Source organism: Streptomyces sp. CB01373, from assembly GCF_002803075.1.
In the GTDB taxonomy this organism is placed as follows: domain Bacteria; phylum Actinomycetota; class Actinomycetes; order Streptomycetales; family Streptomycetaceae; genus Streptomyces.
The window spans coordinates 157205-179525 of record NZ_NNBK01000019.1 but is presented as its reverse complement, the minus strand read 5'-3'; the positions used below and the strand labels follow the sequence as shown (position 1 = coordinate 179525).

General features: G+C 72.1%; 23 protein-coding genes. 3 read left to right on the top strand and 20 right to left on the bottom strand.

Annotation, left to right across the window (positions count from 1 at the left end):
• From CG719_RS28705 to CG719_RS28635, 16 genes are all read right to left on the bottom strand, one after another.
• Positions 1 to 242 (bottom strand): flavodoxin-dependent (E)-4-hydroxy-3-methylbut-2-enyl-diphosphate synthase (locus tag CG719_RS28705; protein WP_159024971.1); only part of this gene is annotated, 242 nt, incomplete at its 3' end.
• A 4-nt stretch (positions 243 to 246) separates the two neighbouring features.
• Positions 247 to 1269 (bottom strand): adenosyl-hopene transferase HpnH, encoded by a 1023-nt coding sequence (hpnH, locus tag CG719_RS28700; protein WP_100571607.1) that lies wholly within the window; start codon positions 1267 to 1269, stop codon positions 247 to 249.
• Between the two features lie 5 nt (positions 1270 to 1274).
• Positions 1275 to 1916, bottom strand: coding sequence for a phosphorylase family protein (locus tag CG719_RS28695; protein WP_100571606.1), 642 nt, complete (start codon positions 1914 to 1916; stop codon positions 1275 to 1277).
• On the bottom strand, positions 1916 to 3955 hold the full coding sequence (gene shc, locus CG719_RS28690) for a squalene--hopene cyclase (protein ID WP_100571605.1): 2040 nt from the start codon (positions 3953 to 3955) through the stop codon (positions 1916 to 1918). The genes CG719_RS28695 and shc overlap by 1 nt, the downstream gene beginning before the upstream one ends.
• A gap of 119 nt (positions 3956 to 4074) precedes the next feature.
• Positions 4075 to 5139: a polyprenyl synthetase family protein gene (locus CG719_RS28685; protein WP_199836817.1), complete on the bottom strand. Its 1065-nt coding sequence runs from the start codon at positions 5137 to 5139 to the stop codon at positions 4075 to 4077.
• Between the two features lie 71 nt (positions 5140 to 5210).
• Complete coding sequence (gene hpnE, locus CG719_RS28680) at positions 5211 to 6641, bottom strand: hydroxysqualene dehydroxylase HpnE (RefSeq protein ID WP_100571603.1); 1431 nt, start codon at positions 6639 to 6641, stop codon at positions 5211 to 5213.
• Positions 6638 to 6778 carry a DUF6380 family protein gene (locus tag CG719_RS37595; protein ID WP_376491495.1) on the bottom strand — a complete coding sequence of 47 codons (141 nt, stop codon included), beginning with the start codon at positions 6776 to 6778 and terminating at the stop codon, positions 6638 to 6640. The genes hpnE and CG719_RS37595 overlap by 4 nt, the downstream gene beginning before the upstream one ends.
• Positions 6778 to 7725 (bottom strand): presqualene diphosphate synthase HpnD, encoded by a 948-nt coding sequence (gene hpnD, locus CG719_RS28675; protein WP_100571602.1) that lies wholly within the window; start codon positions 7723 to 7725, stop codon positions 6778 to 6780. The genes CG719_RS37595 and hpnD overlap by 1 nt, the downstream gene beginning before the upstream one ends.
• Positions 7722 to 8618 (bottom strand): squalene synthase HpnC, encoded by an 897-nt coding sequence (gene hpnC, locus CG719_RS28670; protein WP_100571601.1) that lies wholly within the window; start codon positions 8616 to 8618, stop codon positions 7722 to 7724. The genes hpnD and hpnC overlap by 4 nt, the downstream gene beginning before the upstream one ends.
• A gap of 360 nt (positions 8619 to 8978) precedes the next feature.
• Positions 8979 to 9788 (bottom strand): ABC transporter ATP-binding protein, encoded by an 810-nt coding sequence (locus tag CG719_RS28665; protein WP_199836816.1) that lies wholly within the window; start codon positions 9786 to 9788, stop codon positions 8979 to 8981.
• Positions 9781 to 10710 (bottom strand): ABC transporter permease, encoded by a 930-nt coding sequence (locus CG719_RS28660; protein WP_100571600.1) that lies wholly within the window; start codon positions 10708 to 10710, stop codon positions 9781 to 9783. The genes CG719_RS28665 and CG719_RS28660 overlap by 8 nt, the downstream gene beginning before the upstream one ends.
• Positions 10711 to 10812: 102 nt before the next feature.
• The gene (locus tag CG719_RS28655; RefSeq protein ID WP_100571599.1) at positions 10813 to 11706 is read right to left on the bottom strand and encodes a glycosyltransferase family 2 protein; all 894 of its coding nucleotides are present in this window, start codon (positions 11704 to 11706) and stop codon (positions 10813 to 10815) included.
• Between the two features lie 5 nt (positions 11707 to 11711).
• Positions 11712 to 12491, bottom strand: a complete 780-nt coding sequence (locus CG719_RS28650; RefSeq protein ID WP_100571626.1) for a CDP-alcohol phosphatidyltransferase family protein — start codon at positions 12489 to 12491, stop codon at positions 11712 to 11714.
• Positions 12469 to 13530 (bottom strand): iron-containing alcohol dehydrogenase family protein, encoded by a 1062-nt coding sequence (locus CG719_RS28645; protein ID WP_100571598.1) that lies wholly within the window; start codon positions 13528 to 13530, stop codon positions 12469 to 12471. The genes CG719_RS28650 and CG719_RS28645 overlap by 23 nt, the downstream gene beginning before the upstream one ends.
• Positions 13518 to 14270, bottom strand: a complete 753-nt coding sequence (locus CG719_RS28640) for a phosphocholine cytidylyltransferase family protein (protein WP_100571597.1) — start codon at positions 14268 to 14270, stop codon at positions 13518 to 13520. Before CG719_RS28640 ends, CG719_RS28645 begins: the two co-directional genes overlap by 13 nt.
• A complete protein-coding gene (locus CG719_RS28635; RefSeq protein WP_100571596.1) occupies positions 14267 to 16084 on the bottom strand; it encodes a DUF5941 domain-containing protein in 1818 nt (605 codons plus the stop codon). The genes CG719_RS28640 and CG719_RS28635 overlap by 4 nt, the downstream gene beginning before the upstream one ends.
• Positions 16085 to 16542: 458 nt before the next feature.
• Here CG719_RS28635 and CG719_RS28630 point away from each other — a divergent pair, with 458 nt between their 5' ends.
• Both CG719_RS28630 and idi read left to right on the top strand, forming a co-directional pair.
• Positions 16543 to 17481 carry a cation diffusion facilitator family transporter gene (locus CG719_RS28630; RefSeq protein ID WP_100571595.1) on the top strand — a complete coding sequence of 313 codons (939 nt, stop codon included), beginning with the start codon at positions 16543 to 16545 and terminating at the stop codon, positions 17479 to 17481.
• Between the two features lie 276 nt (positions 17482 to 17757).
• Complete coding sequence (idi, locus tag CG719_RS28625; protein ID WP_100571594.1) at positions 17758 to 18348, top strand: isopentenyl-diphosphate Delta-isomerase; 591 nt, start codon at positions 17758 to 17760, stop codon at positions 18346 to 18348.
• Positions 18349 to 18375: 27 nt separating this feature from the next.
• Here the strand turns inward: idi and CG719_RS28620 are convergent, their stop codons facing one another.
• Positions 18376 to 18885 carry an ATP-binding protein gene (locus CG719_RS28620; protein WP_100571593.1) on the bottom strand — a complete coding sequence of 170 codons (510 nt, stop codon included), beginning with the start codon at positions 18883 to 18885 and terminating at the stop codon, positions 18376 to 18378.
• A 232-nt stretch (positions 18886 to 19117) separates the two neighbouring features.
• Entirely contained in the window at positions 19118 to 19696 is a 579-nt protein-coding gene (locus CG719_RS28615) for a DUF308 domain-containing protein (RefSeq protein WP_100571592.1), read from the bottom strand.
• A 123-nt stretch (positions 19697 to 19819) separates the two neighbouring features.
• On the opposite strand from CG719_RS28615, the gene CG719_RS28610 reads away from it, so the two are divergent.
• Positions 19820 to 20566, top strand: coding sequence for an enoyl-CoA hydratase/isomerase family protein (locus CG719_RS28610; RefSeq protein WP_100571591.1), 747 nt, complete (start codon positions 19820 to 19822; stop codon positions 20564 to 20566).
• A gap of 8 nt (positions 20567 to 20574) precedes the next feature.
• On the opposite strand, the gene CG719_RS28605 is transcribed toward CG719_RS28610, so the two are convergent.
• On the bottom strand, positions 20575 to 21210 hold the full coding sequence (locus tag CG719_RS28605) for a DJ-1/PfpI family protein (RefSeq protein ID WP_100571590.1): 636 nt from the start codon (positions 21208 to 21210) through the stop codon (positions 20575 to 20577).
• A 21-nt stretch (positions 21211 to 21231) separates the two neighbouring features.
• Positions 21232 to 22194 (bottom strand): GlxA family transcriptional regulator, encoded by a 963-nt coding sequence (locus tag CG719_RS28600; RefSeq protein WP_100571589.1) that lies wholly within the window; start codon positions 22192 to 22194, stop codon positions 21232 to 21234.
• Positions 22195 to 22321 lie beyond the last annotated feature (127 nt).

The window sequence follows — 22321 nt, the reverse complement described above, 5'->3', positions numbered from 1 at the left end:
GCGTCCGCGTCGTCCTGCGTCGGACACGCCACCCGCACAATCTGACAACCCGACGCCGTCAACTCCGCGATCTGCTGCAGCGTCGCACCGATGTCCGACGTACGCGTCGTCGTCATCGACTGCACCGACACCGGCGCCCCGCCCCCGACCGCCACCGGCCCGACGTCGATCCGCCGCGACACTCGCCGCTCGCCGATCGGCCGGGCCGGTACCTCGGGGACACCCAGAGGAATGGCGGCCATGCCGTCAGTCCCGGTTCCCGGAGACCGTCTCGCGCATGGCGCGCAGGGACTCCTTCAGCGATCCCATGGTGGCCAGCACGGCGGTGGGCTCGTAGCCGCAGTGCGCCATGCAGTTGGCGCAGCGCGGGTCCTTGCCCCGGCCGTACTTGTCCCAGTCGGTGTCCTCGATAAGTTCCCGGTACGTCGGCACGTACCCGTCGCTCATCAGGTAGCAGGGGCGCTGCCAGCCGAAGAGGGAGTAGTTCGGGATCGCCCAGGCGGTGCACGGGAAGTCGACCTTGCCCTCGAGGAAGTCGAGGAACAGCGGGGAGTGGTTCAGCCGCCAGCGGCCCCTGTTGCCGCCCGCGAAGGCCTTCCTGAACAGCTCGCGGGTCTGCTCCACGCCCAGGAAGTGCTCCTGGTCGGGCGCCTTCTCGTAGGCGTAGGCCGGCGAGATCATCATCTCGTCGACCTTGAGGTCGTCGTTGAGGAAGTTGAGCACCTCGACGACGGTCTGCGGGGTGTCGGTGTTGAAGAACGTGGAGTTGGTGGTCACCCGGAAGCCGCGCCGCTTGGCCTCCTTGATGGCCTCCACCGCCTCGTCGAACACGCCCTCCTTCGCCACCGACTCGTCGTGCCGATCCCGCAGCCCGTCGATGTGCACCGCGAAGGCGAAGTAGGGGGACGGCTTGAACTTGTCCATCTTCTTGCGCATCAGCAGCGCGTTGGTGCACAGGAAGACGTACTTGCGCTTGGCCACCAGCTGCCGGACGATCTCGTCGATCTGCGGGTGCATCAGGGGCTCACCGCCCGCGATGGACACCATCGGCGCACCGGACTCCAGTACCGCTCCCACCGCCTGGGCGACGGGCATGCGCTGCTTGAGCACTCCGGCCGGATGCTGGATCTTGCCGCAGCCCTCGCACTTGAGGTTGCAGGCGAAAAGCGGTTCGAGTTCGACGATCAGCGGGAACTTGTCCCGCTTGCGCAGCTTCTGTTCGGCCAGGTATGTGGCGACTTTGACGGACTGGCGCAGCGGCATGGCCATCTGGCTCACCTCCGGGGGAGCAGCACATTACGGTGCCATTCGAAAAAAGTCGGCAGGACGGAACGAAGAACACGGAAGGCTGATATTCCACCGCGCACCGTACCGATACGGACGAGTTCATGTTCTGGAGCGTCCACGACCACCCGCACGGCCGCAACGGGGCGCACGCCCGTGCGCACGGCGCTCAGAAGCGTGGCCGCCGACTCCATGTCGACCGCGATCGCGCCGGTGGCGAGCAGATCGGACCGCTCGGTGCCGCGCACGACGTGATCGGAGCCGGTGAGCGGCCCGGTGTGCACGGTGCGCCCGGGCAGGGTGCGGGTGAGTTCCTTGACGAGCAGTTCGGTGCCCACACAGGGGACGGTGCCGTGCGGGTCCCGGGTCTCCTCGGCGACGACGAGGTCGCCGGGGTGCATGCCCGGGGCGAGCCCCGCGCAGAAGCCGGTGGCGAGCACCGCGGCCCGGTCCAGCGGCGGGCCGGCGAGGACCCGGGTGACGGAGCGTTCCGCCGCCTTGGGCCCCATGCCCGTCCGCAGGACGGTGACCGGCCCGCCGGCTCCGCCGCGGTCGCCTGCGCGCAGGGCGAGACGCTCGATGCCGAGCGCGCAGGCGATCAGCAGCGGGGCCGGTCCGGGCTGTGTGCGCATCAGCTCCCCTTGGCCTCGGCGCCGGGCCGGCCGACGAGGGCACCGGCGGGGGGTCGCCGGCCGGTGAGGGGTTCGCCGTGCACGTACCGGCCGAGCGCGGTGAGCGGGAAGACCTGCCGGTACAGGTGGTAGTTGATGGAGAAGTCCCAGGGGAAGCCGGTGCCGGTGAAGTACGGCTCGTCCCAGGAGCCGTCGTCCCGCTGGGTGGCCGCGAGCCACTCGACGCCGCGCTCGACGGCCTTGGAGTCCTGCTCCCCCGCGGCCAGCAGGGCCATCAGGGCCCAGGCGGTCTGCGAGGCGGTGGAGGCGCCCCTGCCTCTCCACTCCCCGACGTCCTTGTAGGAGCGCAGGTCCTCGCCCCAGCCGCCGTCGTCGTTCTGCACGCTCTCCAGCCAGTTCACCGCGCGGCGGACGGCCGGATGGGAGCCGGGCAGGCCCGCGGCGGTCAGCGCGGGCACGACCGACCCTGTGCCGTAGAGGTAGTTGACGCCCCAGCGACCGAACCACGAGCCGTCCGGCTCCTGTTCGGCCAGCAGCCATTCGATGCCGCGCCGGGTGCGCGGATCGTGGGTCAGGCCCTCGGCGGCGAGCATCTCCACGACGTGCGCGGTGACGTCCGCCGAGGGCGGGTCGATCACCTCGCCGAAGTCGCAGAACGGCAGCCGGTTGGGGAACGGGCTGGTGTTGTCGGCGTCGAAGGCTCCCCAGGCGCCGTCCTTCGACTGCATCCCGAGGTTCCAGCGCACCCCGCGCCCGATGGCCTTGTCCAGCCGCTCCGGGTCGTGGTGCCTGACCCGGCGCAGGGCGAGGACGACCTCGGCGGTGTCGTCGATGTCGGGGTAGTTGTCGTTGTGGAACTCGAACGCCCAGCCGCCCGGCGGCAGTCCGGGGCGGCGCACCGACCAGTCGCCGGGGCGGACGATCTGCTCGCCCAGCATCCAGTCGGCGGCCTTGACCAACTGCGGGTGGTCGGCGGGCAGTCCGGCGTCGGCGAGGGCGATGGTGGCCAGGCAGGTGTCCCACACCGGCGACTGGCAGGCCTCGATCATGCGGGCGCCGTCCTCGCGCCACACGGCGTAGCGGTCCAGCGACTGGAGGCCCGCCCGCATCACCGGATGTTCGAGGTCGTAGCCGAGCAGGTACAGGGCGATGACCGAGTACACGGCCGGCGGCTGGATGCCGCCCCAGCAGCCGTCGTTCTCCTGCCGCTCGATGATCCAGCGGGCGGCCGAGTTCATGGCGGCCTCGCGCACCTTGCGCACGGCGACGCCGCGGTAGCCGCGCACGACCATGTCGAGCCGCTGGAACAGTCCGTCCCAGGTGCGCGCCGGGGCGAGCGGCCGCGGCGGACGGGGGCTGCCGGGGTCGGTGTGCAGCTCGTCGAGCGGGAACGGGGCCGGACGCACCGGGCGCTTGGCCGAGACGACGGTCAGGGGCACGATCGTCTGCCGCGCCCAGCACCCGAAGTTGTAGATGTTGAGCGGGAACCACTTGGGGAACCAGATCAGCTCGGGCGGCAGCTCCGGCAGGTCCTCCCACTTCCACCAGCCGAACAGGGCGAGCCAGACCCGGGTGAAGACACGGGAGGCCGCGATGCCGCCCTGCTCGCGCACCCAGGCGGAGGCCCGGGCCATGTGGGGTTCGTCCGGCGCGTCGCCGGCCAGCCGGAGGGCGACGTAGGCCTCGATGGTGGTGGAGAGTTCGCCCGGGCCGCCGTAGAAGGTGGCCCAGGTGCCGTCCTCGCGCTGCTCCCCGCGGATGAACAGCGCGGCGGCCCGGGTGGTGTCCTCCTCCAGGATGCCCAGGAACTGGCGCAGGAGGAGGTCCTCGGCGTCCATGGTGACGTTCGTCTCGAGGTCGCCCTTCCACCAGCCCTCGGCGTCCTGCTGGGCGAGCAGGAAGTCGGTGGCCCTCCGGACGGCGGCCGCGGCGGCTTCTTGTACCCCGGCCGCCTCGGGGGTGCTGAGTACGGTTTCACTGGCCGCGGCAGCGCGGGTCGGCAGTGTCGCCCCGGTGCTTCCGTCGGTCGTCGCTGTCATGGCTTCCCCTTCGTGCAGTCGTGCAAGTCGTGCTGCTGTGGGTCCGCCGTCGGCCGGTGCCTGAAACCACCTTGCAGCACCGGCCGGCGACTACGCGAGGCTGGTTCGACCGATAGTGATCATCTCTTTCGTACGACGACGAAGTCGGCGAGCGCCGTGAACGCGGCCCGTACCCGCTCGGGCATGTCGACGGCGTCGAGGGCTTCGATGGCGATGGTGTGCTGACGGCGCGCCTCCTCGGCCGTCCACTCCCGGCCGCCCGCCTCCTCGATGAGGGCGGCGCGGGCCGCGAACTCCTCCTCGGAGAAGTTCGCGAAGTCGCTGCTCTTGGCGTCGGCGGCGAGGATCTCGCCGAGCCGCTCGGAGGCCGGGCCGCCCGCCGCGAGCGCGGCGACGACCGGCAGGGACTTCTTGCGCTGGCGCAGATCGCTCCAGGTCTGCTTGCCGGTGGCCCCCGGGTCGCCCCAGATGCCGAGGAGGTCGTCGACGGCCTGGAAGGCCAGGCCGAGGTGGTACCCGTACGTCTCCAGGGTGTCGGCGGTGCGGTCGTCCGCGCCGCCGAGGACCGCGCCGACGGAGGAGGCGCAGGCGAGCAGGGCGCCGGTCTTGTTGCCCTCCATCTCCAGGCACTCGGCGACGCTGACCCGGTCTCGGTGCTCGTAGGAGATGTCCTGCGCCTGACCGTCGATCAGGGCGCGGGTGGCGCTGGTCAGGCGGCGGGCGGCGCGCCCGGCCTCGGCGGTGCCCGGTTCGAGGAGCACCTCGTTGGCCAGCGCGAACAGCGCGTCGCCGACCAGGATGGCCTGGGCGGGGCCGTGCACCTTCCAGACCGTGTCGCGGTGGCGGCGCTGCTCGTCGCCGTCCATCAGGTCGTCGTGCAGCAGGGAGAAGTTGTGGACGAGCTCCACGGCGACCGCGCCGGGCACACCGGCCTCGGGCGCGGCCCCGGCGACCTCGGCGGAGAGCACGGCCAGCGCCGGGCGCACGGCCTTGCCGCCGTCCCCGGCCGCCGGGTTGCCCTGAGCGTCGATCCAGCCGAAGTGGTAGGCGGCGACAGTGTCCATGGGGGGCGCCAGGCGGTCGACAGCCGCCCGCAGTACCGGCGTGGCCAGGGTCCGGCCGCGCTCCAACAGCGCGGTCACGTCCACCGCGGTCCTCCGAGCGGCCATCGAGGCCGGGGGCACAGTGGGCACAGTCTCTCCTCTTGTTGCGGTGCCGGAGGTGCGGGGGCCTGCCACGGGCTGCTGACCGAACGTCATGCCGCCGCCTCCTCGATGGCGAAGAGACGGCTCGGGCGGGGCCGGCCCAGGGCGCTCAGCGCGGCCTCGGCCGCCTTCACACCGCTGCGGACCGCACTCTCCATGGTCGCGGGCCACCCTGTGGCGGTCCACGCTCCGGCCAGGTACAGGCCGGGTGCCTTGGTGCGGGCGCCGGGCCGCAGCCGTCCGACGCCGGGGGCCGGGGCGAACGTCGCCGTGCGCTCCCGGGTCACGAAGAAGTCCTTCACCTCGGCCCGGCGGGCGCGGGGCAGCAGCCGCCTCAGTTCGGGCAGATAGCGCTCGCGCAGTACGGCGACCGGCGCGTCGATCTCGTCCTGCGCCACCGACTGGGACACCGCGAGGTACTGACCGTGCTTCAGGCCGGCCGCCTCGGTGCGGTCGAAGACCCACTGCACAGGGGTGCCGATGGCCGCGAAGAAGGGCGCGTTGAGCACCGTGCGGTCGTAGACGACGTGGGCGTTCAGGATCGGCGCGGTGCCGATCCGGAGCAGCCGGTCGGGCGCGTCCAGGGCGCCGGACGGCAGCAGGCCGTGGGCCTCGCGCTGCGGTACGGCGAGGACGACCGCGTCGGCGAGCAGGTTCTCACCGGGAACCTGAACGTTCCAGCTGCCGTCCGCGTTGAGGGAGACGGAGGTGACGCGTGTTCGGACCTCGGTACGCACGCCCGTGGAGTCGAGCGCCCTGCGGGCCAGCCGGTCGTGCAGTTCGCCCAGCGGGACGCGGGCCCAGCCGACGTCGGCCGCTCCCGGGTCGGACAGCAGTCCGGTCTTGAACACCATCGCGGCGAGCCCCAGCGAGGCGTCGGCGGCGACCGCGTTGAGGGTGGCGACCCCGACCAGGTCCCACAGCGCCTCCACCGCACGCGCCGACTGGCCGTGCTCGGCCAGCCAGGTGCCGAAGTTCTTTGCGTCCAGGGTCGGGTCGGACAGGTCGAGGCCCTTGAGCGCGAGCGCGGCGCGGCCCACCCGGGCCCGCTCGGCGAGCGAGAGGTGCGGGTAGGTGGCGAGGCTGCGTCCCAGGTGCAGGGGCACGGGCAGCGCGTCGCGCCGCAGCGTGCCCAGCCGCCGGCCCTCGGGTCGCGCCACGTCGACGACGGGCACCTCGAGGCGGTCCTGCAGCGGGGCGAGCTCGGCGCCGCCGATCCGGTCGAGGAACCAGCGGTAGGCGGTGCAGCAGCGCAGGTACACGTGCTGTCCGTTGTCGATGGTGAGGTCGCCGCGCTGGAAGGAGAAGGCGAGCCCGCCCAGGCGGGGTCTGCCCTCGAGGAGCGTGACGCGCATTCCGGCGTCGGCGAGCGCGAGCGCGGAGGTGAGGCCGGCAAGGCCGCCGCCGACCACGACGGCGTGCCGTCCGGCCGCTCCCGTGACGTCGTCGAGCGGTCCGTCGCGCCGTGTGCCGTCGGTCATCGTGCACCCTCCCCTGTGCGTCCGCCGCGATGGGCGGGGACCTCGCGGGCGACCGTTGCCGTCAGGGACGCCGCCCGGCACCTGACGGTTGCCCGCCTCTTCTCGCCGGAGGCCCCACCGTGCGGTGACTTCGCCATCAGGCACGCCTCCTGACGGTCTGCCGGGACACGTACCGGGCGTCGAGGCCGGACAGGCCGCGCACGGCGACGTACGCCTTCTCGTGCCCGGGCAGCGAGACCCGGCCGCGCAGCACGGCCTCCGGCTCGCGCTCGATGCGGTCGAGCAGGCGGCGGTAGATGCCGGCCATGGCGGCGACGCAGGCGCCGCTGCGCCGGTCCAGCAGGGGCAGCAGCCGGTAGCCCTCGGCGAACAGGGCGCGGGCCCGTCGCACCTCGAAGTGCACCAGGCCCGCGAAGTCGGAGCCCTCCGGCGGCGTCGGGCCGTCGAACCCGGCCGAGCAGCCGAACTTGGCGAGGTCGTCGGCGGGCAGGTAGGTGCGGCCGCCCTCGGCGTCCTCGCGGACGTCTCTGAGAATGTTGGTCAGTTGCAGCGCGAGCCCCAGCGTGTCGGCGTACTCGGAGGCGCGTTCGGCGCCGCGCGCGCCCGGTTCGGTGCCGAACACGCCGAGGGAGAGACGTCCGATGGCCCCGGCCACGCAGCGGCAGTAGACCTTCAGGTCCTCCCAGGTCTCGTAGCTCTCGCCGCGGACGTCCTTCAGGACGCCGTCGATGAGTTCGTCCAGGCCGCCGAGCGGGACGGGGAAGACCCGGGCGGCGTGGGCGAGGGCGACGGCCACGGGGTCGGTGTCGTCTTCCTCGACGGCGCCGTCGCGGACCCGGCCGAGCAGGGCCCGTGTGTCCTCCAGACGGGTGATCTTCACGTCGTCGGGCAGCGCTCCGTCGCCGATGTCGTCGACGCGCCGGGAGAACGCGTACAGCGCCGACATCGCCCGCCGCTTGGCCGCCGGCAGCAGTCTGATGCCGTAGGCGAAGTTGCGGGCCTGCTGCCCTGTGACCGCCTCGCAGTAGCTGTAGGCGGCGAGCACCGGCGCGGACACGTGTTCCGACTCCACGGTCCGGATCACCCCTCTCCTCGCAGAGTCACGCCCACCTCGCGCAGCAACCGGGTCCTCCCGGGCTTGGGTGGGCCGGGAAGTACGTCGTATTCGGCGGCGGCGATCGCGTGGATCGCCGCCCTTCCCCCCGCCACGAACCCCGCGAGCAGCAGCTTCAGCCTGCCGTGGACGCTACCCACCAGGGGGGCGCCTTCATTCAGCAGACCGCGGGCGCGTTCCGCCTCGTACGCGACCAGTGCGCGCACCGACGCGCCCGCGGTGGCCGCGGCGAGATCGGACTCCTGCACGTGGAAACGTTTCATGTCGGCGGCGGGCAGGTAGATGCGGTCCCGTCCGAGGTCCTCCCGGACGTCCTGGAGGTGCTCGACGATCTGGAGGGCGGTGCAGACGTCGTCGGAGCGGCGGATCCGCTCGGGGGTCGAGGTGCCGGTGACGGCGAGGACGAGGCGGCCCACGGGGTTGGCGGACAGTTCGCAGTAGGCGAGGAGGTCGTCGTAGGTCTCGTACCGGGTGACGAGCTGGTCCTGGCGGTTGGCGGCGATCAGCCCGAGGAACGGCTCGGGGGTCAGCGAGCGGCGGCGGGCGGTGGGCTGGAGCCGGCGCAGCAGGGGATGGCGCGGGGTGCCGTCGAAGACGCGGCGCAGATCGGCCTCGAAGGCGTCGAGGAGGACCAGGCGGTCCTCGGCCTCGTCGGGCGACACGCCGAGCAGCCGGGCGTCCGCGCCGCCGGGGGCCAGGTCGCCGTCGCCGATGTCGTCGACGAGGCGGGCGAAGCCGTAGACGGCCATCAGGTCGGCACGCCAGGCTCTGGGCAGGAAGAACGGTGCCACGGGGAAGTTCTCACCCGCGGCCTTGTCGAGAGTGGCGCGCTCGAGGTCGCGCGCCGTCGGTGTCCACGTCATCGTCCACTGCCCGGCACGGTGGCGGCACCTGCTGCGTTGAGCTGGGGAGTTTCCGTAGCCATTGCCGTCACATCTCCCGTTCTACACTGCCGACCCAACACACACTATTTCGGACACGCCGCCCGGCCGTCCGCCCGGCGGCGTCGGCGGAGGGTGTCGCGCATTATCTCCCCACTTGCCGCTTTCCGGGACCGGTACAGCTTACGTTGTACAACGCAGCGAGCCGCGCGGGGGGTGTCCGCACATCACAACAACACACCGATTGCCGTCAAGATTCCTCAGGACAGCGCGAGTTGACACATCCTTTGCGGACGAGGGGCCCCGCCGGACACGTTCCGGCGGGGCCCTGGCGCCTGCGGGCTACTTGCCCGTGAACTTCTCGTACTCCTTGAGCACCTCGTCGGTGGGGCCGTCCATGCGCAGTTCCCCGCGCTCCAGCCACAGCGCCCGGTCGCAGGTGTCGCGGATCGACTTGTTGTTGTGGCTGACCAGGAAGACGGTGCCGGCCTCCTTGCGCAGCTCCCGGATGCGCGCCTCGGAGCGCTTCTGGAACTTGCGGTCGCCCGTGGCCAGGGCCTCGTCGATCATGAGGACGTCGTGGTCCTTGGCGGCGGCGATGGAGAAGCGGAGCCGGGCGGCCATGCCGGAGGAGTAGGTGCGCATCGGGAGCGTGATGAAGTCGCCCTTCTCGTTGATGCCGGAGAAGTCGACGATCCCCTCGTAGCGCTCCCTGATCTGCTCGCGCGACATGCCCATGGCGAGCCCGCCCAGGATGACGTTGCGCTCGCCCGTGAGGTCGTTCATCAGCGCCGCGTTCACACCGAGCAGCGAGGGCTGGCCGTCGGTGTAGACCTTGCCCTTCTCGGCGGGCAGCAGGCCGGCGATGGCACGCAGCAGCGTGGACTTGCCGGAGCCGTTGGAGCCGATCAGGCCGATCGCCTCGCCGCGGTGGGCGACGAAGGAGACGCCCCTGACGGCGTGCACCTTGCGCACGCCCCGCGCCTCGTTGTCGGAGCCCCGCTTGAGGATGCGGCTGAGTGCGGCGGTGGCACTGCCCTTGCCGGTCCTGGTGCCGTTGACGCGGTAGACGATGTGCAGGTCGTCCGCGATCACGGTGGGCACCCGCGGCGCGCTGTCGCGCGTGTCGTGGTAGTGGTCCTGGTCAGCCACGGCCGTACCTCTCCTCCGCCTTCCAGAAGTACACGAAGCCGCCGACGAAGGCGAGCACGGCCCAGCCGAGGGCACCGGCCCAGACGTGCGGCGGCAGGTGCGAGGAGTCGTAGCGGTCGATCAGCGCGAAGCGGATCAGATCCATGTAGATGGCGGCGGGGTTGACCTGCATCAGCCGGATGACCCACTCGGGCTTCCCCGCGAGCATGCCGCTGAGGGAGAACATCACGCCCGACGCGTACATCCAGGTCCGCGTGACGAACGGCATGAGCTGGGCGAGGTCGGGGGTCTTGGCACCCAGCCGGGCCATGATCAGCGCCAGTCCGGTGTTGAACAGGACCTGCAGCGCCAGCGCCGGCACGATCAGCAGCCAGGACAGGGACGGGTAGCTGCCGAAGGCGATGACCACGAGGAACAGCACGATCATCGAGTACAGCAGTTGCTGGAGCTGCTGGAGCGCGAACGAGATCGGCAGGGAGGCGCGCGGGAAGTGCAGCGCGCGCACCAGCCCGAGGTTGCCGGAGATGGCGCGCACGCCGGCCATGACCGAGGTCTGGGTGAAGGTGAACACGAACACCCCGGTCACCAGGAACGGGATGTACGTGCGCCGGTCGAGTCCCCTGGTGGCGTGGATGAGGACGCCGAAGATGAAGTAGTAGACGGCGGCGTTCAGCAGCGGGGTCGCCACTTGCCAGAGCTGGCCGAGCTTGGCCTGGCTGTACTGGGCGGTCAGCTTCGCCTGGGAGAAGGCCAGGATGAAGTGGCGCCGCCCCCAGAGCTGCCGGACGTACTCCCTCAGCGAGGGCCGGGCGCCGCTGACGGACAGCCCGTACTTGTCGGCAAGCTGGGCCGGGGTGAGGCCCTCGTCGGGCGACCGAGCCGCGCCGAGGGCGACGCCGCCGTCATGCGTTGTCTCACTCACAAGTGGAAACTTTCGTCTTCGAAATGCGCTGCCAGTGCGGGTGTACGGGCGTGGCTGCAGCAGCGGCCAGGAGGGGCCGGGTACCCGCGGGGAACGAGCTTGTCAGATGACCGGCGGCCGGCCCAGTCGGGTGAGTCGCCACACCGTACGCCACTTCATGGGCCGCCGCGGACCGCAGGCTGTGGTCCAGCCCTCCCGAAAACCGCCGAACCAGGCCTTCAGGGCCGGACGCGAGGGGCGGCGGGCGAGGGTGAGCAGCAGCCAGACCCCCAGATAGACCGGGACGAGCAGCACTGGGAGGTTGCGGCGGGCCAGCCACACCCGGTTGCGGGCGACCATGCGGTGGTACACCGCGTGCCGCGACGGCGCGGTCGTCGGGTGGTACAGCACCATGTCGGACCGGTAGTCGATCATCCAGCCCGCGTCGAGGGCCCGCCATGCCAGGTCGGTTTCCTCGTGGGCGTAGAAGAACTCGTCCGGCAGGCCGCCGACTTCCGCGAAGACCCGGGTGCGTACGGCGTTGGCGCCGCCGAGGAAGGTGGTCACCCGGGAGGAGCGCATCGGGTCGGAGGCGCGCAGCCGCGGCACGTGGCGGCGCTGGGTGACGCCGGTGTCGGGGTCGGCGATGCGGAAGCTGACGATGCCGAGCCGGCCGTCGGCGGCGAAGGCCCGGCGGCACAGCTCGGCGGTGTCGTTCCGGGCGAGCAGGCCGTCGTCGTCGAGGAAGAGCAGGATGTCGACGTCCCCGCCGGCCGGGCCGAAGGCCTCGATGCCGACGTTGCGGCCGCCGGGGATGCCGAGGTTCTCCTCCAGCTCGATGGTCCGGACGCCCTCGGGGAGGTCCGGGACGGGCGAGCCGTTGCCGACGACGACCACCTCGACACGGTCGCCGTCCTGCTTGGCGACCGAGTCGAGCAGGGCCCGCAGTTCGTCGGGCCGGTTGCCCATGGTGATGACGACGGCGCCGACCTTGAGCGCGGTGTTCGAAGAGGTCATGCCGCTCACCTCAGCCTGCTGGAGACGAGGACAGACACCAGGTGCAGCAGGGTCTGCAGCAGCGCGATACCGGCGAGCACGGCCGTGCCGAGCCGGGTGAAGAACAGGTCGCCCCTGACCGCGTCGGCGATGGCGAGGGCCAGGATCAGCAGGGACGCCTCGATCCCGAGGATCAGCCGGTGGAACTTGAGGGCCGCGGCGGCCCGGCGGGCCAGCGCCATGCCGGAGGAGCGCGGTTCGGCGGCGCTCTCCTTGACCGGCGGCAGGCCGGCCTGGTGGCGGGCCACGCCGACGAGGTCGGTCTCGGCCTTGATCAGGATCGCGCCGAGGGCGGCCAGGGTCCCGAGGAAGGCCCACAGCCAGTCGATCCGCCCGGAGCCCCACAGGTCGGCGGCGCGCAGCCCGAGGCCGACCAGGACCGCGGCGTCGGTGAGATAGGCCCCGACCCGGTCCAGGTAGACCCCGCCCAGCGAGAACTGCTGCTTCCAGCGGGCGATCTCGCCGTCGACGCAGTCCAGCAGCAGGTACAGCTGGACCATCAGCACACCGAGCACGGCGCCCGCGATCCCCGGCACCAGCAGGGCGGGGGCCGCGAGGACGCCGAAGACGGTCATCAGGTACGTGAGCTGGTTGGGCGTGACCCTGGTGCCCACCAGGTAGCGGTCCACCCGCAGGGACACCTCGCGCATGTAGAGGCGTCCCGCCCAGTGTTCTCCGCTGCGCCGGTCCTTCACCCCTGCCGGGTGGACGACCGGTCTCAGTTCAGCTACCGATGGCCTTGACATAGTCGGCGTAGACGTCCTTGATCTGTTCGGTCTTGAGGTCGAGGTGTTCGAGGATCGTGTAGCGGCCGGGCCGGGTCTCCGGGGCGAACTCGACGACCCGGACGAACTCGTCCACCGTGAAGCCGATGTCCTGCGGCAGCACCGGCAGCTCGTGGCGGCGCAGCACCTCGGCCATGCCGGCCGACTCCTCGTGGGCCCCGCGCAGGTACATCGCGAAGGCCGCGCCCAGCCCGCACTGCTCCCCGTGGCTCGCGGCCCGCTTCGGGAACAGCAGGTCGAAGCCGTGGTTGATCTCGTGGCAGGCGCCCGAGGCGGGCCGCGAGTCGCCCGAGATCGACATGGCGATCCCGGTGAGCACCAGGGCCTCGGCGAGCACCTGGAGGAAGTCCTTGTCGCCGACGCCGCCCGGGTGCCGCAGCACGGCCTCGCCCGCCTGGCGGGCCATGGCCGCGGCCAGGCCGTCGATCTTCTCCCCGGTGACGCGGTGGGACAACTCCCAGTCCGCGACGGCGGAGATGTTGGAGATGGCGTCTCCGATGCCGGAGCGCACGAAACGCGGCGGGGCCTCGCGGATCACGTCCAGGTCGATGAGGACGGCGATCGGGTTCGGCACGCCGTACGAGCCGCGCCCCGCGTCGTTGTCGAGGGTGGCGACCGGGGAGCACAGGCCGTCGTGCGAGAGGTTCGTGGGCACGGCGACCAGGGGCAGGCCGACGCGTGCCGCGGCGAACTTGGCGCAGTCGATGATCTTGCCGCCGCCCAGGCCCACGACCGCGTCGTAGTGGCCGGCCTTCATCTCGCCGGCCAGCCGGACGGCGTCGTCGAGGGTGCCGCCGCCGACCTCGTACCAGGTGGCGCCGGGCAGCGAGGGGGCGATCCGCTCGCGCAGCCGGGCGCCGGAGCCGCCGCTGACGGCGACGGCGAGCCTGCCGGAGTGCGAGATGCGCTCGTCGGCGAGCACGCAGGCCAGGTCGTCGAGGGCGCCGGAGCGGATCTCCACCGCCACCGGCGAGGGGATGAGCCGGGTCAGTACAGGCACGCGATCTCACGTCCCCGGGCGAGATCCTCGTGGTTGTCGATCTCGACCCACTTGACGTCGCCGATCGGCGCCACGTCGATGGTGAAGCCGCGGTCGACGAGCTCCTGGTAGCCGTCCTCGTAGTAGAGCTGCGGGTCCCGCTCGAAGGTGGTCTTCAGGGCGTCGGCCAGCTCGGGGGCGGCGTCGCCCTCGATGAGGGTGACGCCGATGTACTCGCCGGTGGCCTCGGCCGGGTCCATGAGCTTGGTGATCCGCCGCACGCCCCGGTCGGCGTCGGCGACGACCTTCATCTCCTCGTCGGCCAGCGACTTCACCGTGTCCAGGGCGAGGATGATCTTCTTGCCGTCGCCACGGGCGGCGAGCAGGGTCTTCTCGACGGAGACCGGGTGCACGGTGTCGCCGTTGGCCAGGATCACGCCGTCCTTGAGAGCGTCACGGCCGCACCACAGGGAGTAGGCGTTGTTCCACTCCTCGGCCTTGTCGTTGTCGATCAGGGTGAGCTTCAGGCCGTACTTCCGCTCCAGGGCCGCCTTGCGCTCGTACACGGCCTCCTTGCGGTAGCCGACGATGATCCCGGCCTCGGTCAGACCGATCTCGGCGAAGTTGCCGAGGGTGAGGTCCAGGACCGTCGGCCCGTCCTCTATGCCCGCGGGCCCCACCGGCACCAGCGCCTTGGGCAGGGTGTCGGTGTAGGGGCGCAGACGCCGTCCGGCGCCGGCCGCCAGCACGAGGCCGATCATGCGGGTTCTCCTTCGTCGTGTACGGCGGGCGCGCCCCTCAGGTGAGAGGCCACCCAGAAGCGGATGCTCTCGACGAGCACCAGCAGGGCGACGGCCACGGCGAGAACCGTGAGCGCGACCTTGAACTGCGCGGCGGTGAGCAGCGCGGCGAACACGGTGACGAGCAGCGTCCGCCCCTCCTGCCCCCCGAGTGCGCGCACCAGCCAGGCCGGCGGCGCTCCGGCGTTGCCGCGGATGCGGTACACCGTGTCGTAGTGATGGTAGGCGACGGCCGCCACCAGGCCGAAAGCCGCGGGAAGTGCTCCGTTCACGTCCGCTCGTGCCGCCAGCACCAGCACGGTGCCGTACTCGGCGGCACGGAACAGCGGGGGAACGAGCCAGTCGAGGGGGCCCTTGAGCGGCTGGGAGAGTGCCAGGCCCGAGGAGACGACGTAGAAGCAGGCGCCCACGAAGGGCATCCAGCGGTCGCCGTCGTACAGGCTCCCGGCGAGGATCGCCACGCCGACCAGGGCCTGCAGCAGCGGGTAGTCGAGGTACCAGCGCGCGTTGGGATCACGCAGTCGGGCCACGAAGGCCGCGATCGGCCCGTTGTCCGCGAGGTCCGCCAGCGCCTGCGCCGCCCGGTCGGTGCGGCGTGCCTTGCGGGTCACGGACCGCAGGACGCGGCCCGCCGTGGTGTACGTCGCCGCCAGGGCGCAGCCGACGAGCAGGACGTAGAAGGTGATCCGCGGGGTCGTCAGCGCCGTCAGGACCGCGATCATCGCCCAGCGCTCGCCGATGGGCAGGACGATCATCCGGCGCAGCCAGACCGTCCAGCCGACGCTGTCGAGCCTGTCGGAGAGGGCGGCGGTGGGGCTGGTGTTGACGGTGGCGTCGGTGTCTCCGGCGTTCGCCTCGTTGAAGGAGAAGTCGACCACGTGCCGGCAGGTCTGGAGGACCATGGCGGCCAGGGCCAGGGCCCAGACGTCGTCGCCGCCGCGGGCGGCGCCCAGCGCGAGGCCGGCGTAGTAGGCGTACTCCTTGGCCCGGTCGAAGGTGGCGTCCAGCCAGGCGCCGAGGGTGGAGTACTGGAGCGAGTAGCGGGCCAGCTGGCCGTCGGCGCAGTCCAGCACGAACGAGGCGATCAGCAGCACGCCGGCGGCGACGAAGCCGGCGCGGGTGCCGGTGGCGGCGCAGCTCGCGGCTATGAGCGCGGTGAGCAGGGAGGCCGTGGTGACCTGGTTGGGGGTCAGGCCGCGACGGGCGCACCAGCGGGCGACGTAGCGGGAGTACGGGCTGATGAAGAAGGTGGTGAAGAAGCCGTCGCGGGCCTTGACCGCCGACTTCAGGCGGACGGCCTCGTCGTCGACGGTGGCGACGGCCTGCCGCGCCTCGTTGCGGGTCTGGGGGTCTTCGGGCACGGCGGCGACGAGACTGCCGAGCACGGGGCGGTGCACCTCGCAGTCGTCGGCGTCCAGGGCCGTGGAGATCCGGTCGGCGAGGCCGGCGACGGCGACCGCGGTGTGGCCGCCGTCGGAGTTCTCGCGGGCCATCGCGCGGGTCAGCGCCTGGCGGCCGGCCGGGCGGGCGGTCACCGCGCCGGGGACTGCGGCGAGCGGGAAGCGGGGGTCGGTCAGGCCCAGGCGCAGCGCGTGCGGATGGCCGACGAACCGGGCGTCGACGATGGCGACCCGCTGGTCACCGGGCACCTGGGCGAGCAGTGTCTCGGCGTCGGTGCCGTCCGAGGCGACCCGCACGTCGAATCCGAGGGACCGCAGATCGCCTTCGATCGACGATCCGGGGACCGGCTGACCGGTCAGGATGGCGGTCGACAACCGAACTCACTCCCTGGGTGCCGACGTCTGCGCGCCGGTCGTGTGCATATGGGTGCGCCGCCTGCCTGTGGCGCCCGGGCGGCATGTCGGCAGAGGCTATCGGATGGCGGGAAGCCCTCGTTCACCGCCCGTTCACCGGCCCGACCGGCCCGGTCCGCGGCAGCCTGCGCCGCGATCATCATGGGTGATCCGGCCGCCGGGCCACAAACTCCGCACCAGATCGGACATTCGTCACATCCGGCTCCGTGCGACGCCGAGGAGACCGTCCCGGGCCCCCGCTCCGGGCCCGTCGGACCAGCCCCTCCGCGGTGCGCCGCGGCGCCGTCGCGCACGCTGACCTGCGGTTCGTTTGCGCAGGTCAGGGGACATGACAACGGTGTTCAGTGCCGCGTTGCCCCATACCCCCGGCCCGTAGTTCACTGTGATCCCGGACGCAATACGGAAAGGGCGGTCATCCCATGGGGGCCGGTCACGACCACGGGCACGCGCACGGCGCCGGAGCGGGCGGCACGGCCGGCGCAGCGCACCGCGGCACGCTGCGCATCGCGCTGTCGATCACGCTCACCGTGATGGTGGTGGAGATCGTCGGCGGCCTGCTCGCGGACTCGCTGGCGCTGATCGCGGACGCCGCCCACATGGCCACGGACGCGCTCGGCCTCGGCATGGCGCTGCTGGCCATCCACTTCGCCAACCGCCCGCCGAGCGGGAACCGCACCTTCGGCTACGCCCGCGCGGAGATCCTCGCCGCGCTCGCGAACTGCCTGCTGCTGCTCGGCGTCGGCAGCTATGTCCTCTACGAGGCGGTCGAGCGGTTCCTCACCCCGGCTCCCACCCACGGCGGGCTGATGCTCGTGTTCGGCGCGATCGGCCTGGTGGCGAACTCGGTCTCCCTGATGCTGCTGATGCGCGGCCAGAAGGAGAGCCTGAACGTGCGCGGTGCCTTCCTGGAGGTGGCCGCGGACGCGCTCGGCTCGGTGGCCGTCATGATCTCGGCGGCCGTGATCCTGCTCACCGGCTGGCAGGCCGCCGACCCCGTCGCCTCCCTCGCCATCGGCCTGCTGATCGTGCCGCGCACCCTCCGGCTGCTGCGCGAGACCCTCGACGTGCTGCTGGAGGCGGCCCCGAAGAACGTCGACATGGACGAGGTGCGGGCGCACATCCTGGCGCTCGACGGCGTGGAGGACGTGCACGACCTGCACGCCTGGACGATCACCTCGGGTCTGCCGGTGCTCTCCGCGCACGTGGTCGTCCGCTCCGACGCGCTCAGCGCCACCGGCCACGAGAAGCTGCTGCACGAGCTCCAGGGCTGCCTCGGGGACCACTTCGACGTGGAGCACTGCACCTTCCAGCTGGAGCCGAGCGGGCACGCGGAGCACGAGGCGCGCCTGTGTCACTGACGGGCCCCTCCCCCGCGGCGCCGACCGGCCTGGGGAGCCCGGCGCGCACGGCGCCCGCGCCGTATCGCGGGGCTCGGCGTGCGCCCAGGGACTCGTCACAGGGAGTGTCCGGACGGTTCCGGGTGTGACCGGCCGGGCACGATGCCCAACGGTGCCCGGCGGCTGTCGAGCCGCGGACCACGGCGTCCCGCAGGACATGCGGAGTGCCGGGAAGTGCCGGGAGTGCCGGTTTCGTACGGCAGACTTGTGACTCGAGGACCGAAGTGAAGGATGGGTATGCCGACCACACCTGCCACCGCGAAGCACAGCTCGTCGAACGGCGCCGCGGAAGCGATCTTGCTGGAACTGGTCGACGAGGACGGCGTGACGATCGGCACCGCGGAGAAGCTGTCCGCCCACCAGCCACCGGGACGACTGCACCGCGCCTTCTCCGTGTTCCTGTTCGACAACCGCGGCCGGCTGCTGCTGCAGCAGCGGGCCCTGGGCAAGTACCACTCCCCCGGCGTGTGGTCCAACAGCTGCTGCGGCCACCCCTACCCCGGTGAGGCGCCCATGGCGGCGGCGGCCCGGCGCACGTACGAGGAGCTGGGGATCTCCCCGTCGCTGCTCGCCGAGGCGGGCACGGTCCGCTACCACCACCCGGACCCGGAGTCGGGCCTGGTGGAGCAGGAGTACAACCACCTCTTCGTCGGCCTGGTGCAGTCCCCGCTGCGGCCGGACCCGGAGGAGATCGCCGCCACGGCGTTCGTTACGCCCGCCGAGCTGGCGGAGCGGCAGGCGCGGGACACCTTCTCGGTCTGGTTCCCGACCGTGCTGGACGCGGCCCGCCCCGCGGTCAGGGAGCTGACGGGTCCCGCCGGCTGGTGAGCTCCGGGGACGGCGCCGGGGGCACTGTCAGACCTGGTGTGCGGGCTTGAGCGGCAGGGCGGCCCAGATCACCTTGCCGCCGCTCGCGGTGTGCTCGACGTCGCAGACACCGCCGGCCTCCCGCGCGATCTCGCGGACCAGCAGCAGCCCGCGCCCGCCGGTGCGCGCGTGGTCGGTCTCCAGGGCGGTGGGGCGGTAGGGGTGGTTGTCCTCCACGGACACCCGCACCCACTCCGCGCCGACCGCGACCTCCACGGCGAGCGTCGGCGAGAGCAGCGCCGCGTGCCGTACGGCGTTCGTGACCAGTTCGGACACGATCAGCAGCAGCCCGTGGACCAGGTCGTCCGAGACCGGGACGCCCTGGCGCAGCAGCAGGTCCCGGACCGCGTGCCGGGCCTGCGGGACGGAGGCGTCGACGGCGGGCGCGGTGAACCGCCAGACGCCCTCGTACGGCAGCGGATCCGGCGGTACGTCGCCCAGGGGTGCCCCCGCGCCGTCCTCCGGGCGTGAGCCGTACCCGCGCCCGTGGTTGTCCATCGTCCGGTCGCCACCCTCGCGCTCGATTGTCACCACACGTCGAGTGTTGGTAACGCACCGCGCCCAGCCCAAGGACTGAACACAAGTCAGCGTGTTTCAAGCGCCTTGTGACCGTTGCCGCACGAATCCGTCAGGGACGGGACCGGTACTGTCCCGTCCACGCCGACATCGCGAACTTTTCGGGTTGTACGGTCCATGTGTCCCCGCGCCCGGTCCGGCCGGGACGGCACCGCTAGGCGGTGCCGTCGGAGACCATGCCGACGATGCGGCGGCCGCCGAAGCCGGTCGCGATCAGGCCGAGGCCGTCGAAGAGCAGGGCGAGGGAGAAGAAGGCGCCGATGACGTACTGGCTGCTGCTCGGCCAGGAGCCCAGGACCAGGACGCCCAGCAGCAGGTAGAAGGCGCCCAGCAGCAGCGTCCAGCCGAACTGGGGCCCGCGCACCACGACGCTGCCGACCACCCGGAACAGGCCGCCGGTCAGGAACAGCAGGGCGGCGAACATGGTGAGCGCGGCGGCGGTCGCGTGCGGATGGCCGATGACCACCACGCCCGCCGCGATGTTCAGGGCGGCCACGATGACACCGAGCCAGAAGAAGCTCGAACCGCGCGCCTGGACCGCGTGCAGCAGCCCGACAAGACCGCCGATCAGCAGCAGCCAGCCGAACAGGAGCATGGAGGTCAGCGTGACGGCGGCCGTGTAGACGAGCCCGACCAGACCGGCCAGCACCAGGAGCACCCCGAGTCCGGCGAGCCAGCCGAAACCTCGGCGCATCTTCGCCGTCTCACTGCGGGGCTTGGTCAACCTGGCCATCGGCGCCTCCTCGAAGCCGCGCGGGCCCCCCGTTTCCACGTTTTGTTCCCTTTGCCACCGTGTCGTAACTGTCCCCCGACCCTTCTTGATCAAACGCTCGGCCGGGCGGATAGCATCCGGCGCATGGAGCCGCAGTTGCTGCACGACGTCACCGGCGCGGTGGCCACCGTCGTGGTCCACCACCCGGCCAAGCGCAACGCGATGACCGCCGCGATGTGGCGGGCGCTGCCGCCGCTCCTGGACGACCTCGCGGCCGATCCGGGCGTGCGGGCGCTGGTGCTCACGGGGTCGGGCGAGACGTTCTGCTCCGGCGCCGACATCTCCACGCTGCGCGGCTCACCGCGGGAGGCGCAGCGACTCGCCGGAGAGGCCGAGGAGGCGCTCGCCGCCTTCCCCAAGCCGACGCTGGCGGCGGTGCGCGGGCACTGCGTGGGCGGCGGCGCCCAGCTCGCGGCGGCCTGCGACCTGCGGTTCGCCGAGGCGGGCGCGCTGTTCGGGGTGACGCCGGCCAGACTGGGCATCGTCTACCCCTCCTCCGCCACCCGCCGGCTGGTCTCCCTGGTGGGCCCGGCGACCGCCAAGTACCTGCTCTTCTCGGGCGAGTTGATCGACACGGAGCGCGCGCTGCGCACCGGCCTGGTCGACGAGGTGCTGCCGGAGGGCGAACTCGCCAAGCGGGTCACGGAGTTCACCGAAATCCTCGCCGCTCGCTCGCAGCTGACGCAGGCCGCGGCGAAGGAGTTCGCGGACGGCCGCACGGACCGCGACGCCCACTGGGCCGAGCAGGCGTGCGCGAGCGGCGACACCGCGGAGGGCGTCACCGCGTTCCTGGAGTGCCGGACCGCCCGGTTCACCTGGAGCGTGCGGTAGCCGGCCGTCTACGTCAGCACGAAGCGGCTCTTGGCCCGGAACTCCTCGACGAGGTGCGCGGGCGCCTTCTCGGGTGATCCGGCGTCGTAGGGCGGCTGCGGGTCGTACTCGGTCAGCAGCTGGACGGCCTGGGCGTGTTCGTCGCCCGCGATCCGGCCGAGCAGCGTGAGGCCCATGTCGATGCCCGAGGAGACGCCGGCGGCCGTGACGTACTTGCCGTCGAAGACGACCCGCTCTCCCGTGGGCTCGGCTCCGAAACGCCTCAACTGGTCGAGGGCCAGCCAGTGCGAGGTCGCGCGGCGGCCGTCGAGCAGCCCGGCGGCGGCGAGCAGCAGCGAGCCGGTGCACACGGAGGTGGTCCAGGTGCTGGTGGCGTCGGCGGTGCGCAGCCAGTCCAGCAGGGTCTCGTTCTCCATCTGCGACGCCTGGCCGGGGCCGCCCGGGACGACGACTATGCCAGGGTCGGGAACGTCGCCCAGGGTCCGGTCGGCGGTGAGCGCGAGGTGCCCGGTCTCGGTGCGGACGGGTCCGGTCCGTTCGGCGACGAAGACGGTCTCGGCGCCCGGGAGCCGGCCGAGGGTCTCGTACGGGCCCACGGCGTCCAGGGCGGTGAAGCGGTCGAACAGGACGATGGCGATCCGCATGGATTTCCCTCCGTGTGGGTGTCAGGTGGTGGCGGGAGCGGGGCGGAACCGTCTCCGGTACTCGGCCGGGGCGGCGCCCAGCGCCTTGACGAACGCGCGCCGCATGGCCTCCGGGGTGCCGTAGCCGCTGGCGCGGGAGATCTCCTCGACGCCGTCGGCGGTGTCCTCGAGGAGCCGGCGGGCGTGTTCCAGTCGGACCCGGTCGACGTAGCGGCCGGGGGTGGTGCCGGTCTCCGCCCGGAACGCGCGGGCGAAGTGGCGCGGCGAGAGGCGGGCACGGGCGGCGAGCGCCTCGACGGACAGGTCGTCCGCCGGATGCTCGGTGATCCACTGCTGTACGTCCCGCAGGGGTTCCCGCCGGGCCGTCTGTGCGGCGAGCTGGGCGCTGAACTGGGCCTGGTTGCCGGGCCGGCGCAGGAAGACCACCAGGTGGCGGGCGACACTCAGCGCGACGTCGCGGCCGAGGTCCTCCTCGACGAGCGCGAGGGTCAGGTCGATGCCGCAGGTCACGCCGGCCGAGGTCGCCACCTCCCCGTCGCGCACGTAGACCGGCTCCGCGTGCACCTCGACGGAGGGGTGGTCGCGGGCGAGCTTGTCGCAGTACGCCCAGTGGGTCGTGGCCCGGCGGCCGTCCAGCAGGCCCGCCTCGGCCAGCAGGATCGCGCCGGTGCACACCGAGACCAGGCGCGCGGCGCCCGGCCCGTGCCCGCGGACCCAGTCGACCAGCCGCGGGTCCGCCCGGCGGGTGCCCTCACCGCCGGGCACCAGCAGCGTGTGCGGCGCGGGAGCGCCGGCGAGCGGGGAGTCCGGTACCAGGGTCAGGCCGCTGGAGCTGCGGACGGGACCGCCGTCCAAGGAGGCCGTATGGATGCGGTACGACCCCGGTACATGCCGTTCGGCACCGGCGAAGACCTCCACGGGGCCGGTGACGTCGAGGCTCTGGACGGCGTCGAAGAGGACGACGAGAACGGTTCGCTGCGCCATGCGACCGATTCTTCGCGGGCCGGAGGGCGGCCGCAATGACGGGTTTCCCACCTTTCCCGCCATGCCGTCGCCCGTTCCCGCCGGGGCGCGGGGGGCGGGAACGCGCCTCGCCGGGCGGCGCCCTGCG